Annotated in this window: 12 protein-coding genes and 1 pseudogene; 4 read left to right on the top strand and 9 right to left on the bottom strand. The window is 35.2% G+C overall.

Annotated features, from left to right (window positions below; all coding sequences use genetic code 11):
* Nucleotides 1-203 precede the first annotated feature (203 nt).
* Nucleotides 204-2,426: a YSIRK-targeted triacylglycerol lipase gene (gene lip, locus JMUB898_RS00965; RefSeq protein ID WP_002444731.1), complete on the bottom strand. Its 2,223-nt coding sequence runs from the start codon at nt 2,424-2,426 to the stop codon at nt 204-206.
* 404 nt (nt 2,427-2,830) lie between these two features.
* Here lip and JMUB898_RS00960 point away from each other — a divergent pair, with 404 nt between their 5' ends.
* Nucleotides 2,831-3,616 (top strand): arylamine N-acetyltransferase family protein, encoded by a 786-nt coding sequence (locus JMUB898_RS00960; protein ID WP_172594628.1) that lies wholly within the window; start codon nt 2,831-2,833, stop codon nt 3,614-3,616.
* A gap of 49 nt (nt 3,617-3,665) precedes the next feature.
* On the top strand, nt 3,666-5,924 hold the full coding sequence (locus JMUB898_RS00955; protein WP_002444735.1) for an ATP-binding cassette domain-containing protein: 2,259 nt from the start codon (nt 3,666-3,668) through the stop codon (nt 5,922-5,924).
* 91 nt (nt 5,925-6,015) lie between these two features.
* Here JMUB898_RS00955 and hisF read toward each other — a convergent pair.
* From hisF to JMUB898_RS00910, 8 genes and pseudogenes are all read right to left on the bottom strand, one after another.
* Nucleotides 6,016-7,400: pseudogene (hisF, locus tag JMUB898_RS12735) on the bottom strand (imidazole glycerol phosphate synthase subunit HisF).
* Nucleotides 7,397-8,101 (bottom strand): 1-(5-phosphoribosyl)-5-((5-phosphoribosylamino)methylideneamino)imidazole-4-carboxamide isomerase, encoded by a 705-nt coding sequence (gene hisA, locus JMUB898_RS00940; protein ID WP_002444740.1) that lies wholly within the window; start codon nt 8,099-8,101, stop codon nt 7,397-7,399. Before hisA ends, hisF begins: the two are co-directional and overlap by 4 nt.
* A complete protein-coding gene (hisH, locus tag JMUB898_RS00935; protein WP_002444742.1) occupies nt 8,094-8,672 on the bottom strand; it encodes an imidazole glycerol phosphate synthase subunit HisH in 579 nt (192 codons plus the stop codon). The genes hisA and hisH overlap by 8 nt, the downstream gene beginning before the upstream one ends.
* Nucleotides 8,669-9,247 (bottom strand): imidazoleglycerol-phosphate dehydratase HisB, encoded by a 579-nt coding sequence (hisB, locus tag JMUB898_RS00930; protein WP_002444744.1) that lies wholly within the window; start codon nt 9,245-9,247, stop codon nt 8,669-8,671. Before hisB ends, hisH begins: the two co-directional genes overlap by 4 nt.
* Nucleotides 9,225-10,229: a pyridoxal phosphate-dependent aminotransferase gene (locus tag JMUB898_RS00925; RefSeq protein ID WP_037541755.1), complete on the bottom strand. Its 1,005-nt coding sequence runs from the start codon at nt 10,227-10,229 to the stop codon at nt 9,225-9,227. The genes hisB and JMUB898_RS00925 overlap by 23 nt, the downstream gene beginning before the upstream one ends.
* Nucleotides 10,230-10,242: 13 nt before the next feature.
* Nucleotides 10,243-11,487 carry a histidinol dehydrogenase gene (gene hisD, locus JMUB898_RS00920; protein WP_095323436.1) on the bottom strand — a complete coding sequence of 415 codons (1,245 nt, stop codon included), beginning with the start codon at nt 11,485-11,487 and terminating at the stop codon, nt 10,243-10,245.
* Nucleotides 11,480-12,094, bottom strand: coding sequence for an ATP phosphoribosyltransferase (gene hisG, locus JMUB898_RS00915; protein ID WP_002444751.1), 615 nt, complete (start codon nt 12,092-12,094; stop codon nt 11,480-11,482). The genes hisD and hisG overlap by 8 nt, the downstream gene beginning before the upstream one ends.
* Nucleotides 12,095-12,122: 28 nt before the next feature.
* Entirely contained in the window at nt 12,123-12,938 is an 816-nt protein-coding gene (locus tag JMUB898_RS00910) for an ATP phosphoribosyltransferase regulatory subunit (RefSeq protein WP_002444752.1), read from the bottom strand.
* A gap of 660 nt (nt 12,939-13,598) precedes the next feature.
* Between JMUB898_RS00910 and JMUB898_RS00905 the strand changes: the two genes are divergently transcribed.
* Together JMUB898_RS00905 and JMUB898_RS00900 are read left to right on the top strand one after the other, a co-directional pair.
* The gene (locus tag JMUB898_RS00905) at nt 13,599-14,183 is read left to right on the top strand and encodes a TetR/AcrR family transcriptional regulator (protein WP_037541756.1); all 585 of its coding nucleotides are present in this window, start codon (nt 13,599-13,601) and stop codon (nt 14,181-14,183) included.
* A 212-nt stretch (nt 14,184-14,395) separates the two neighbouring features.
* Nucleotides 14,396-14,983, top strand: coding sequence for a TetR/AcrR family transcriptional regulator (locus JMUB898_RS00900; protein WP_002444754.1), 588 nt, complete (start codon nt 14,396-14,398; stop codon nt 14,981-14,983).
* Nucleotides 14,984-14,998: the final 15 nt, after the last annotated feature.

The raw sequence follows: 14,998 nt of genomic DNA, 5'->3' as shown, positions 1-14,998 counted from the left end.
GTTGGAAAAGCGCCACCCGCAGAGATAAAATTGACGGATCTCTGCGGGTGGCGCTTTGGGTTTGTGGTGGATTACTTTTTTATGAGAATAATACTTTCAATACTCTAAAGAATGAACCGATTAATTGGAATAATGTACCTGACATTGGATTTCACCCCTTTCACTTTATAGATTTTACTTATCAACTCTCAATGACTTATTTATTAATTTGAAGTTAATTGTTCACTTTGAACTAAATCATCTGCGAGGTTGTGCCAAAATTGTTGTAGTTCTTCTCTTGTGCGTACTGTATCTGAACTGTCTTGTCCGACAAAGTCGACATGGTCCCAATCATGTTTGACTGGTGTGACTTGCCATACACCTTTTTGATTTTTATCTGTTGCTTTTACATATTTTTGATTGAATGGATGTTGTGCTGAAATCACCGATACTAGACCGTCGTTTTCTCTCCACTCTTTTTCAGTCGCTTTACCAATTACATTGGCAGTTATCGTGAATGGGAAGAATAGATTGTAATCTGCTTTTTGTCTACCGAATAATGATGCATGCGTTGATTCACCTGTATATGTTTTATACACGATATTAGGATTTAATGATGTTTTACGATTCAGATCTGTGGCACCATCACGTGTAAGATCATAGAAACCATTATCTTGAGATTTCCATAATTTAGAATTTTGAACTCTTTTCGCGTAATCGATGTATGATTCATTTGGTTTTTGTTTAAGACCCCATTGCGCTAAGCCAAAGTCTACACGTGAATTTTTTCTACCGAATGCCTTACCTACATCGAATACCACTTGGCGTACTAAGGCTTCGTTACCTAGTTCATCTGAAGCGTGTGTACCATTATGCGGTGAAGCTAACGTCGTGATGGAAGATACCATATTGTCGTTGTTCCCTTTATATAAAGGTGAAATCGTACCCCCATGTTCTTTTTGGTATTCTACTTCTTCAGGGTTACCATGTCTTAACAATTCTTCTAGTTGGCGAATTGTTTGTCCGCCCATACTATGTCCTACAAGATGTACTTTCTGACCTGGTTTCCAGTCTTTGTAGACACCTTCGTATGTTTTACCGTAACGTTTGTGACCATATCTTGCGGCATGTGCTGCACCATAGTCTACTCTTCCGCCTTTAATATAATAATAAAGTTCTACAGCACGGTCATAGTTACTGCTAAATGCACTAATGCTTGCTTCATATGCTTCATAACCATTCTCTTCCAAATCTTGACGGATATTCATCTTATCGCCACCCCAGTAATGTGATAGCACCGTAGGGTTGATATCGTCAGTAAATCCATTGAAACCGTGAACTAAGATAATTGGATCATGATTTTTATATTGGCTATGTTTCGCCTTTTTATTTGTTTGATCTTTATTTTGTTGTGTTGTTTGCTGTTTGGATTTTTTATTAGTTGTAGCAACGGCATTATTCTTCAGTGTGCCTAAACCGTCTTTAGAGTCTTTATCTTTATCAGAAGAATCATCTTTGTTCGAAGTTGGGTTTGCATTATCGCCAACAGTTAAAGATTTGGATTCGTCGCTATCCTTTGTTGTAGCTAGTGTAGCTTCTGAAGTTGCGTCATCTTGAGCTGTCACCTTTTGATGGTTATCTGCCTCTGGTTGATTATCTTTTTGCGATGTCGCTTTAGGCGATTTCACTGTCGCTGTTGTGTCGTCTGTATCTTTTGATGATTTTGTTTCATCAGTGTTTTCTTTTGTAAGTGTTTGCGCATCTTCATCTTTACTATTTTGTGCGTTTTCTTTTGTCTGTTGTTTATCTTGTGTTTCAGACTCACTCACTTGGTTACCTTGATTGTCTGATTTGTTTTCAGTTTTTGATGGTATTTGAGTTTGATTGTCAGCTGATTCGTGATGCTCTGCTTTTTCCATTGGTGCTGCATCTTCAGCTTCTGTTTTAGCATTTTGGTTCTGTGCCTTTTCTTTAGTATTTTCAGTTGATGTTTGATCTGTTTTACGTGCATCATCTGTTGTTGAAGGTTGTTTTACATCTTCTTTTGAATCACTTTGTTGATGACCTTGATTTCCTGTTGACTGTTCTTGTGCTTGGTTTTGAGATGTTGCACTTTCTTCATTGTCAGTGTTTTGATGTACGTCTTTTTGGTTATTCTCATTATGTAAGCTATTTTGTTGATTCGTCTTATCATTCGTATCATTTTTAACATTCGGTTGTTCAGACGTTGATTGAGTTTCCTCATTTTTCGTTGTCTGATGCTCATTCACATTTTCATTATTTGTCCCAATAGATTGTGATATCTCATTGTCCGAAGTTCCCTGATTGTGATTTTCCTCGGCAGCCTGAGCTGAATTACCCCCGATAAATAATAATGCTGCTATCAAGATTGATGATGTCCCCACACTAAACTTGCGAATACTATACTTGTTTTTTCTTGTCTCCATTAGTAGCACCTCTATTTATTTAATTTTTTAAAAATGAACTTCGCAATTATAAATGATTAAATAAATAAATTAATAATTGCGCGTGGTAGTAACTCGAATAGCTTACTAAAAATCGCTTTAATAGCTTCCATAATGACCATCCTTTCTATCGAAAAGAAAACGCTTACATTTAATATAAAAAATTTTTGTATATACAATACTATTGAGTTGCATATAAAATATAAAACACTTATCTTTTTCGATTAAATTTAAAACATATCATACTGTAATATTGAAAAATTGTCAATAATTACATGCAATTAAATTGACCAATTATATAAAAGAATTCTCATGGAATTACAAGCTAGAAGATATATTTTAAAATGAATATAGCTAAATATCACTATATAAAGAGGATGAAAATTATGGATTGTTTGCAATTTGAAAACTATTTAAATATTAATACATCTCAATATCAAAACCTTAATGTGGAAACACTTAATCATATGATAGAACGTTATATGCTGACTGTTCCCTTTGAAAATATTAGTGTTCAAAATCAAGTTCCTATTTCTGTTAACATTGAAGACCTCTTTAGAAAAATCGTCCTAAACCATCGAGGTGGATTCTGTTATGAAATGAATCATCTATTTGGAACATACTTAGAGGAGAAAGGGTTTGATGTTCATCGTGCTTCAGCTACCATTCATACCCCTGATGGTGGCCGTTCTCTAGAAGGTTCACATATGTCTTTATATACGAAAATAGACGGTATATATTACGTTACGGATGTAGGTTTTGGTGATTTACCGTTACATGCAATTCCAATTACTCATGTTTCCCAACCTACTGTTATCTCTGATATTAATGGAGAATTTCGTGCAATTTTAGACACAGAAGACTACTATCATGTTCAAAAACTTAAAAACAACGAATGGGTTACGTTGTACCATGCACTATTAAAACCTCAATTCATTCATGATTTTGATGATAAGATTGTTTATAACCAAAGTAATCCAAACTCTATTTTTGTAAAACAATTACTTGTCACACAGCCACAAACATTTGGTCGGGCTACAATGACACATCGCACACTCACGTTAAGCTATGGAGATACTAAAGAAAAATATGATGTTACAGCTCACAATTACAAACATTTTCTAAAAAAATATTTTAATCTAAACGAAACGATTGATAGACTTGAAGACTAATCATTACTTTAGACAACCAAGGGTATTGTTGAATAATGAGGTGAAAAGAATGTCAAACATTGAAATATTAGGAGCTAAACAAAATAATCTTAAAAATATTGATGTCAGCATCCCTAAACATCAATTAACTGTATTTACAGGGAGGTCGGGCTCAGGTAAGTCTTCATTAGTCTTTAATACGATAGCCGCTGAGTCAGAACGACTATTAAATGAAACATATTCAAGTTATGTCCAACACCAATTAACTCAATACGAAAAACCAAATGTCGATCAAATCAATCATTTGCCTGTCGCCATGATTATAAATCAAAAACGTCTTGGTGGAAATTCACGTTCCACTGTAGGTACTATTTCAGACATTTATGCTTCTGTAAGGCTGTTGTGGTCTAGAATTGGAGAACCCTTTGTAGGATATTCAGATATTTTCTCTTTTAATAATCCTAAAGGAATGTGTGATACATGTTCAGGTCTCGGTTATGTAGAGGATATTGATTTAAACGAATTACTCGATTTCGACAAATCACTAAATGAAGATGCAATTAAATTCCCTTCCTTTAGACCTGACAGTTGGCGTGGTAAACGTTACCTCTATACCGGGTTATTTGATAATGATAAGAAATTAAAAGACTATACTAAAGAAGAAATGGATACATTTTTATATACCGAACCTACAAAATTAAAAAATCCTCCATCAAATTGGCCAAGAACAGCAAAATTTGAAGGTTTAATTCATCGCTTTAGACGTTCTTTCTTGCTTAATGATAATTTTGAAAAGAAACGTTTCAAAGCTGATATTGATCGTGTTGTATCAAAACATGAATGCCCATCATGTCATGGTAAAAGACTCAATGATAAAGTTTTAAGTTGTAAAATCAATGGTGTGAATATCGCTGATTTCACCGATTTACCTATAGATGATGCCGTTCATTTTCTAGAAAATATCAATTCAAATACAGCCAAAGTGATTATTGAACCATTAAAGCAACAACTACAGGCATTGAGTTATATCGGTTTGAATTATTTAACTTTATCACGAGAGACAACTTCACTGTCAGGTGGCGAATCCCAACGTATTAAACTGATCAGACATTTAAATAGTCCACTAAGTGATTTAGTTTATATTATTGATGAGCCAAGCGTTGGACTACATCCTGAAGATATTCAAAGAATTAATGATATGATTCAGTCGCTTAAAGAGAAAGGAAACACAGTGCTTGTGGTCGAACACGACCCCGATGTAATACAAACAGCCGATCATGTGATTGATATTGGACCTAATGCAGGGAAAGATGGCGGAGAGATTATGTTCGAGGGAACATATGATGGCTTACTTCAATCTCAAACGAGCACGGGTAAAGCTTTAAACAAAAGGCATAATCTCAAAGAGAATCCTAGAACTACTTCAGAGATGTTTCATATCAAAGATATCTCACGAAATAATTTAAATCATATTTCAACGCAATTACCTAAACAAGCTATGACCGTGGTGACAGGTGTGGCTGGTTCTGGAAAGAGTTCGCTTATTTCAGCAGCATTTGAACACGATGATTGTGCTATTTTTATCGATCAGAAACCACCTCATGCGTCTAATAGATCTAACTTACTGACGTATTTAAATATCTTTGATGATGTACGAAGTTTCTTTAGTCAACACACGGGCATGAAAAAAAGCATGTTTAGTTATAATTCTGAAGGTGCATGCCCTGAATGTCATGGTAAAGGTGTTATTAAAACTGAACTTGCATTTATGCCAGACTTTTCCCAAATTTGTGAGATGTGCAATGGCACAAGATACCGCCCTGAAGTACTAGAAGCAACAGTAGATGGTAACTCTATCGCGGATATCTTAGCACTCACTGTCAGTGAAGCCATTGCGCAGTTTGACGGACAAGAAAGTATCACTCGTCCGCTTCAAGCATTAGCGAACACTGGGCTTAACTATATGACTTTAGGTCAATCTTTAGATACTTTGTCTGGTGGAGAAATTCAACGTGTTAAATTAAGCCGATATCTCACTGAAGATGTACACGATCAAATCTTTATTTTCGATGAACCAACGACTGGACTTCATGAAGATGATTTACCTGTCCTTATCGATTGCTTTAACCATTTGATTGAACAAGGTAATACCGTTATTCTTATTGAACATAATTTAACGATGATGACTCAAGCCGATTGGTTTATTGATATTGGACCTTATGCTGGAGATAAAGGTGGCCAATTATTATATAGCGGTCAGCCTGCCGGACTACTAAAAATAAAAAATTCAGTTACCGCAAAGCATTTAAATCGTTATATTCACAAATAATCTATATAAACATTGATACTATTATAAAAGCCTCTAAACTGAAATTTTAAATCATTTCAATTTAGAGGCTTTTCTTCTATAGATGATTCATTTACCAATGTTGGATATCTTTTCTCTCACCTTTAAAGTTATTACTTTTCTGATGTCGTTGTGCTAACACTTTTTCCACTTCTGAAAACGGAATGTCTAATGCATGTAATAACACGAATAAATGATACATGACATCAGCTGTTTCATTAACCACTTCTTGTTGATTGTGTTTCATTGCACCAATGACCACCTCAAAAGCTTCTTCCCCAAACTTTTTAGAAATTTTCTCTATCCCTTCTTTAAGTAAGTATTGGGTATAAGACTTGCTTTTATTCGATTTAGCACTTTCACGCACTGTTTGTTGGAGCGATTGAACCACAAAAGGAACTTCAGTATTAAAACAACTTTGGCTTCCCGTATGACATGTAGGCCCATTAGGATTGACCTTTATAAGTAATGTATCATTATCACAGTCTATATGAATATCTACAACGCTTTGCGTATGTCCTGAAGACTCACCTTTCGTCCATAATCGTTCTTTAGACCTTGAGTAGAAAGTGACTATACCTTCATCTACAGTTTTTTGATAAGCTTCTTCGTTCATGTAACCAAGCATTAATACTTGATTTGTCATTGCATCTTGTAGAATGGCTGGCACTAATCCTTTTGAAAAATCTACATCTTTTCTCATCTTACAGGTATACCTCCTTGGCGCAATGTTTCTTTAATCTGATCAACCGATGTCTCTTTATCATGTAAAATACTTGCTGCTAAACCTGCAGATACATCTGTTTTTCGGAATAATTCTACAAAATGCTGAGCGTTTCCTCCGCCTCCTGAAGCTATTATTGGGATATTAACTAAGGACTTAATCTCGGACAAATGTTCAATATCAAATCCTTGTTTCATCCCATCATGACGCATACTTGTAACGAGAAGTTCTCCTGCGCCTAAATGTTCTACTTGTTGAACCCAGTCATAGACACGGACATCTGTTAATTTTTTACCGCCATGCGTCGTACAGAAATAATCGTGTCTATTCTCATCGTAATAACTATCTATTGCGATACATATACATTGTCTTCCAAACTTTTCACTCGCCTGTCGTATGAGTTCAGGATTTTTTAGAGCGCTTGAATTCAATGACACTTTATCCGCCCCGTGATGAAGTAATTGTGTGATATCATCCAATGTTTGAATGCCACCTCCAATTGTAAGAGGGATAAAGAGTTGATTAGCCGTTTCCTCTATCACTTCAAGCATTAAATCATGTCCTTCCTCAGTTCTTGAAATATCTAAAAAGACAAGTTCATCTGCACCTGCATCGTTATAATACAAAGCTAAATCAACAGGGTTTCCAATATCTCTCAATCCTTTAAATTGAACCCCTTTCACTACACGACCATCCTTCACATCTAAACAAGGAATAATTCTCTTCTTAATCAAGATAATCCCTCCCAAAATGATGCATGATGTGCAGCTTTACCAACGATGGCCGCATGTACATTAAGTTGCTCTAAACGTTTCAAATCATGTTGATGTCTTATGCCACCAGACGCAATGATAGGTAAATTTGTAAACTCAGCTAGTCGACCTGTGATCTCAAAATTTGGCCCTGATAACTTTCCGTCCTTTGAAATATCTGTATAAATAATCCCACCAAGCGGTAATCCTTCTATTTGCGATACGAATTCAAACAAATTGAGTTGTGCATCTTCTTCCCAACCATTGATCTTGATATCTTCTTGATACGCATCCACTGATAGATAAATTTTTCCTGGAAAATGATTGGCAATTTCACTTAACCATTGAAGATGTTGAATACCTTTCGTGCCAACGATGCAGTAATCAATGCCAGCATTAAAATAGTCTTCAATTGTCGACAATGTTCTGATGCCGCCTCCTACTTCAATTGGCTTATTTGTAAGGCCTCTCAATGTTTTAATATAATCCAGTTCTCTCGTTTCTTTAGCTTTCGCACCGATTAAATCGACGATATGTATACGTTTCACACTCTCGAACTGACTATAAAATTCGATACTGTCTTCAACAGATCTTTCCATCTTTTCTTCGGACTCATATTTACCTTCTGTTAATCTAACACTTGTTGAATTTATGAGATCGATTGCTGGCCATAATTCAATCATCAATAAAACCGCCTTTCAATGCCTGCTTTAAAATGGCTAAGCCATGTTCACCGCTTTTCTCAGGGTGAAATTGAATCCCAATGTAATGACGATATTGGATAACGCCTGGAACTTGTGTACCATAATTAGCATACGCCACAACATGCTCAGACATTTCTGCTTGATACGAATGAACAAAATAAACATCGGTTTGTAATAAAGGATGTTGACTGTGTAACTGATTCCATCCTAAATGAGGTACTGGATACGAAGTTTGAATCGGCACAATATTTCCCGGGACAAGTCCTAAACCATCGACGTCTCCTTCAGCACTATGCTCAAATAACAACTGCATACCTAGACATATTCCAATAATCGGTGTGCCATCAATCTTTTTTAAGATTTGATCTAACCCTTTAGAGTGAATGGATACCATTGCATCTTTGAAATGACCTACACCTGGCAAAACGATAGCATCAGCAGACATCATTTCTGCTTCTTCACACGTCAAAACGACTTCATACCCTAAATGTTTAATAGCTCTAGTTACGTTACTGATGTTTCCTAAACCGTAATCTATAACTGCAATCATTCAATCACACCTTTAGATGAAGGAATAAGACCATCTTTAGAAGGCATAAGCGCTACCTTTAACGCTCTTGCAAATGATTTAAATATCGCTTCAATTTCATGATGCGTATTGCCACCTCGAATTAAATCAATATGAACGGTTAAACGTGCATTAATCACTAACGCTCGAAAGAATTCTTCAACTAGCTCAGTATCAAATGTGCCTACCTTTTCCTTACTGAGTTTGGCATTAAAAGAAAGATAGGGTCGACCGCTAATATCTACAATCGTACGTGCGAGCGTTTCATCCATTGGTATATAGGCACTTCCATACCGAGTGAAGCTTCTTTGGTCACGTGTTAGTTCTTGTAACAATTGACCTATGACAATACCAATATCTTCAGTAACATGATGATCATCTACATATGTATCACCGTTCGCTACAATATTTAGAGTTAAACCACTGTGAAACGTAAAAAGTGTCAGCATATGGTCTAAGAAACCTACGCCCGTATCGATATGAGATGGTTGACCATTATTAGCAAGTTCAATATTTAATTGTGTTTCATTGGTGTTACGTATTTTTCGATAAGTCATAACGCTCTCTCCATTCTTTAACAATGCCTTCTAATTGCTCAAGCTGTTCCTCAGTGGCTATAGAATAACGGACATAATCCTTCATATTTTCTTCTTCATAAATTCGTGGTTTAAACCCATTTTTGAAAATAAATTCCCCTAAATCATGCGCGAGTTTGCCTTTAGTTAAGACAAAGTTTGTATAGGAAGGATACACTTTGATAACGTCTGCAACATGCTTGGTGAAAATCGCTTTCAATCGTGTCGCTAGTGCACGCTGTCTCTTTAAAAATGCTGTTGTGTCATTTTCAGAAATAAAAAGTGACGTAGCCACTTTCAATGTAAAACTATTAAGTGGATAAGGATGTTCTATACGTTGAATCAAACGAATCGTTGCTTCGTGACCGATGATGACACCAAGGCGTAACCCTGCTATACCAAAAGCTTTCGAAAATGTACGCATGCGAATAACATGAGGGGTATTCGGAACCTCGTAAGGTTGACCGTAATCAAGATATGCTTCATCTATAACAAAGTAACTACCTATCTTATTCAATTTCTCACTTATTGAGTTAATGAAAGTCATATCAAATTGCTTTCCAGTCGGATTATGTGGATTACTCATAATGAAAAATGATGGGCGAACCGCTTCAATACGATCTAAAATGTGTTGCAAATTAAATTGTAAATCTTGATCAGATTCTACAAATTCAATAGGACGTTGTACTTGTGCTGCATACGCTTGATACATGAAGAAGTCAGGATTTAACGTGAGCACAGGCCCTTCTGGCATAATCAACATCAGTTTTTGAATTAATTCATCTGAACCATTTGTCGCAATCACTTGATTTGGCTTTAACTTATAAAATGAAGCATAAGCTTCTCTAAATCGTTGATATTCTTCGTCAGGATATAAGTTATATTGCATGTCTTTCAAAATTTCATTAAGTTGAACCTGTGATAAAGGTGCAATGGGACTTTCATTCTTATCTATACGTATCAATATGTGTCCCTCCTTAATTGCGTATTTGAATAGACTTTTCATGGTTATATAAAGATTCAATATGTGCAATGTGTTCTGCTGAATGCGCGACCTCTTTAAAGGTTTGTTGCGTTAACTGAATCACTGAATTGCGCGTCATAAAATCATTTACTGTTAACCCATTTGAAAATCTAGCAGTTTGGTTTGTTGGAAGGACATGACTAGGTCCAGCTACATAGTCACCGATCACTTCAGGAGAATAATGTCCTAAAAATAACGCACCTACATATTTAATCTTTTCAACGTATGTTTTCGGTGCTTTTGTTTGAATAGATGCGTGTTCTGGGGCAATCGTGTTCATAACTTGGCATGCTTCGTCATGATTTGAAGCTAAAATTAAATAATGATGTTGAGCGATACTTTTTGAAATAATATCTTTACGTTTCGCATCTGCGAGCGCTTTAGTTATTTTAGTTTTTAGTTGGTTTAATACGTTCTCATCTTCACTAATTACATAAGTACGTGCCATTTCATCATGTTCTGCCTGTGCGAAGACATCGTAGGTAATCGCATCTAAGTCTGCAGTGTCGTCTATAATCAACGCAATCTCTGTAGGTCCAGCAATTTGGTCGATACCTACCTGCCCGAAGACATACTTTTTAGCATAGGCCACAAATTGATTGCCTGGTCCTACAATTTTATCGACCTTCTTAATAGCGTCTGTTCCATACGTTAATGCAGCAATACTTTGAGCTCCACCGACCTGATAAACATGGTTCACACCAGTAATGAAACAAACTGCTAATACTTCTTTACAAATCCCGTCCGGTTGAGGTGGTGTGACGACGGTAATATGCTTTACCCCTGCTACTTGTGCAAGCGTTGCCGTCATTAGTACCGTAGAAGGATAACTCGCTTTACCTCCTGGAACATAAATCCCTACGCGCTCAATAGGATGATAGATTTCGTAGCATTCCTCGCTTTTAAGTTGGGTCATGTTTGTCTTAATCTTTTCTTGATAGGCTTTAATTCGTTTATAACTTTGTTCAAGGGCATGTCGTGTTGTTTCATCTAAATTATCATAAGCTTCTTTGAGTTTAGATTGAGCCACTTCTAATTGATCTGTTTTCACATGGTCAAATGTTAAATTATAATTTTTTAGTGCACGGTCCCCTTTTAACTTCACTTCCTCACATATATCTCGTACTAACGGATACAGTGATTCGTCTAATGTTTCATTCTGAGCAAATTGTTCTATAAATTGTTGTGCTTTAAGCATAGTCAATAGACACCCCCAATTGCTTAATTAACCTTTCTATTTCAGTAGATTTCTTGAAATATGCCTCTTTATTCGTAATTAACTTGGCATTGATATCTCCAATATGTCTCTTCTCAACAAGACCATTCGCCTTTAGTGTTGTACCTGTTTGTACGATGTCTACAATCCCGTCAACCATATCAACAAGACATGAAAGTTCGACTGAACCATTTAAATAAATGAGTTCAACATCCATTCCTTGGTTGGCAAAGTACTGTGTGGCCGTATGAACATAGCTCGTCGCTACTTTTTTGTACGCCGTCGTTTGAGGTTTAGAAGCTAAAGCAAAGTGACATTTCCCAAATGGCAAATCTAATAAGTTATTAATATTAAATTTATGTTCGTTTAACACATCGCTCCCGACTATCCCAACATCCGCAATACCTTGTTCAACATATGTAGGTACATCGCTTCCTTTAACTAGAATAAATTCAATGCTATCTACAGTAAGCAGTAATAACCTTTTTCTCGATAATAACGCCTCAGACATGTCTTTCTGTTTTACTCGCTGTAAATAGTCTATGAAACTGTCTAATAATCGTCCTTTTGCTAATGCTACACGTAACATGACATTCGCTCCTTCCCCTTTTATAAAATTACAGCGTCAAACCTAAGCCAAATCCTTCTAACTCACCATGGTAGTACCCACCTGTCAACACGCTTTCGTGCGAGTGTTCTAAATGACATTTGATAAATACACCCTTGTAATAAGACCTTGGTGGCTGTGCAGTAATATCGAGATGAATATCTTTCAATCCCCATGATTTTAGCCATCCTTCCCACAATTGCAATGTTTGAAGCGCAGGATGGTTAGCGCTGAGGTAATTGGGAAGCAACTGGAGTTGATTTAATGTGTTCTCTTTTAATATTCGAATAAGCGGATGATGCACACCCAATTTGTTAACCAAACCTGATATATTTCTTTCTTCAATCATTTCTACTACGTCGGGTGTTTGAAACTGTTGGTCTAGAAGTGCATCGATCAATTGATAGTGTCCAAGAATCACAAATTGTATACGATCATGAAGATCGCTTTTAATGAATTTGTGAAAATGTATAAAACTGTTTTTAATCACTTCACGTGAAGGATGATAATTTTCGATTCCTATTTGTTTAATCACTTTATTATTTCTAATAATGTCGCCAGCATACGCAACTTGTTGGTGATTTGAAGGATAAGCTGAGTAATATCTAAATAATTGATCAGTAAAATCGTTTCTTAAGGCATATAAGTGTTTATGATGTTGCCAAAAATGACGTTCTTCCATTTGTTGTAAATCTTCATGCGTAAGATTTCCCCAGTTCAACTTTTCTATTAAATTAAAATCAACAAGTTGATAACCTTGTTGTTTGAAATACTTTAGAAATGCTAATTCCTTTTCCTTAATCGAAATTATGTCTAATTTACTCACAAGATGTCACCTCGACCCAAACACTTTAACGCTATATTGTACTAAAGTGAAAATGTAGTATTAAACTACCATGACGAAATTAATATTACAAGTATTTTTCTGAAAATTCTTTCAATTATAAATATACTTTTTCCTTTGCATTTTTAACTCATCCACCCATCATCTTCTTTTAATCTCATATACACCTTGTTTAACTCTAATAGATATATTATTCTAAAATGTAGTTATACATATTATCTTTAAGCAATTTTAAATTTAAAACTCTGTTGCTTGCACATATTTTTAAAATTCTCCACAAAAAAAGCAAAATACCAATCGATAACGATTAGCATTTTGCTCAACACACGCAATAACTAGAGATACTATGACTACATTAATACACAAAAATTTAGGGATGCAGCATGAAGCTGCGTAAGTGATTTTGAGAAAAAATTAACAGTATACTCTAATTACCACACAAAACATACTAACCCATAAAGCCCAATTTAATGAGTTAGTATGGCTTATATAGTAATATCATTGCCCACTCAAAAGATTTATTCAATTGTAATCACAATTAGGATTATATCAATTTTAAATCAAAGAATGTGAATGCAAATTAAGCCATCTGATACTTATGTGACATATTTTAATAAATGTCTCATTATTAAGAGGTGTATAATGAAAAATAAAGATCTGCGTGTAGAAAAAACTGAACAAGCATTATTAAATGCTTTATTTGAAACGCTAAGAACGAAAGATTTTGGTCAAATTACCGTCCAAGATTTATGTGACAAAGCTTTAGTCAGACGTTCAACATTTTATAGACGTTTCGACGATAAGTATGATTTACTTAAATTATTGATACAAAAGTTGATTTTTAGAGTGAGAGAGAAACATTCTACAACTTTAAATCCAGATGATCCTAGACCCCACTTCGAGAAAGTGATTCGTGAATCATTGGATTATTTATATGAACATAAACCTATTGTTCAAAATGTACTAACTATGGCACTCTATGATGAAGTCACTGATATTATATATGAGCAATTGTATGAAGGTATGAAAGCTCAAATACAGTTTGAAATACGTCATGGGGTTGAATTTAATGTTGATATAGATATTCTTGCTGACTTTATTGCAGGAGGCATATTACGTACAATGTATGCTTGGATTCAAGACGGCCAAGAACGTTCAATAGATGATTTAACAAAAGAAGTGGTTACTATTCTGAATGGTGTACATAATTATCATGCTAAATTTTAAAAAGTACTATCTCGACCATACACCTCAACACCATTTTCAACGATAAAAGTAGTACAATGCAATTGTGTTCGTGCTATAAGTGAAGTACTATAGTAAATGCTGTTAATTATTAATTTGCAACGCTCAGAAATTATTTTACAGAGCAACTATCAAACAATATATGCATCAATCACACAGATTTTGAAGTGTCGGATTAATGAGGTGAATAAAAAATGAATAACAATGATTTACGTGTTAAGAAGACACAACGCGCGCTTATGGATTCATTCTTAGAACTACTTAAGACGAAGAATTTTAGTCAGATTACTGTTCAAGATTTGTGTGATCGAGCTATGGTACGTCGCTCAACTTTCTATCGTCATTACAGTGATAAATATGATTTATTAAACCAAGTTCTAGCTAACTTTTTCAACAGTTTGCATGAATCTCATTTAGATAATTTATTGGTGAAAGAACCGAAAACATATTTCGAAAATATAGTTAGGGAGACACTTTATTTTTTAATAGAAAATAGAGATACTATCCAAAGCGTCTTTACTATTGCCTATTATGACGAAATTACCCGCATCGTATATAACCAGCTTTATAAGGGTGTTGAAAGACAGGTTAATTTCGACATCCGTCATGGCATTCGATTTAATATTGATTTAGAGGTTTACATGGAATTCATGGCTGGTGGTATCTTGCGCATTATTTATGCTTGGTTAAAAGAGGGACAAAAGCGTTCAGTCGAAGATTTAACACGAGAAGTCGTCAAAATTATAAATGGCATTAGAGAAACACACATTAAAAAATTTTAATAACTATTATAGATG

The organism is Staphylococcus caprae, assembly GCF_003966625.1.
Classification (GTDB): Bacteria; Bacillota; Bacilli; order Staphylococcales; family Staphylococcaceae; genus Staphylococcus; species Staphylococcus caprae.
The sequence above is the reverse complement of the archived record's forward strand: the minus strand, read 5'-3'. Positions and strand labels throughout refer to the sequence as shown.

What these genes read in the sequence shown, in the direction of transcription:
- lip (WP_002444731.1), bottom strand. Translation starts at nt 2,426, where the DNA reads ATGGAGACAAGAAAAAACAAGTATAGTATTCGCAAGTTTAGTGTGGGG.
- JMUB898_RS00960 (WP_172594628.1), top strand. Translation starts at nt 2,831, where the DNA reads ATGGATTGTTTGCAATTTGAAAACTATTTAAATATTAATACATCTCAA.
- JMUB898_RS00955 (WP_002444735.1), top strand. Translation starts at nt 3,666, where the DNA reads ATGTCAAACATTGAAATATTAGGAGCTAAACAAAATAATCTTAAAAAT.
- hisA (WP_002444740.1), bottom strand. Translation starts at nt 8,101, where the DNA reads ATGATTGAATTATGGCCAGCAATCGATCTCATAAATTCAACAAGTGTT.
- hisH (WP_002444742.1), bottom strand. Translation starts at nt 8,672, where the DNA reads ATGATTGCAGTTATAGATTACGGTTTAGGAAACATCAGTAACGTAACT.
- hisB (WP_002444744.1), bottom strand. Translation starts at nt 9,247, where the DNA reads ATGACTTATCGAAAAATACGTAACACCAATGAAACACAATTAAATATT.
- hisD (WP_095323436.1), bottom strand. Translation starts at nt 11,487, where the DNA reads ATGCTTAAAGCACAACAATTTATAGAACAATTTGCTCAGAATGAAACA.
- hisG (WP_002444751.1), bottom strand. Translation starts at nt 12,094, where the DNA reads ATGTTACGTGTAGCATTAGCAAAAGGACGATTATTAGACAGTTTCATA.
- JMUB898_RS00905 (WP_037541756.1), top strand. Translation starts at nt 13,599, where the DNA reads ATGAAAAATAAAGATCTGCGTGTAGAAAAAACTGAACAAGCATTATTA.
- JMUB898_RS00900 (WP_002444754.1), top strand. Translation starts at nt 14,396, where the DNA reads ATGAATAACAATGATTTACGTGTTAAGAAGACACAACGCGCGCTTATG.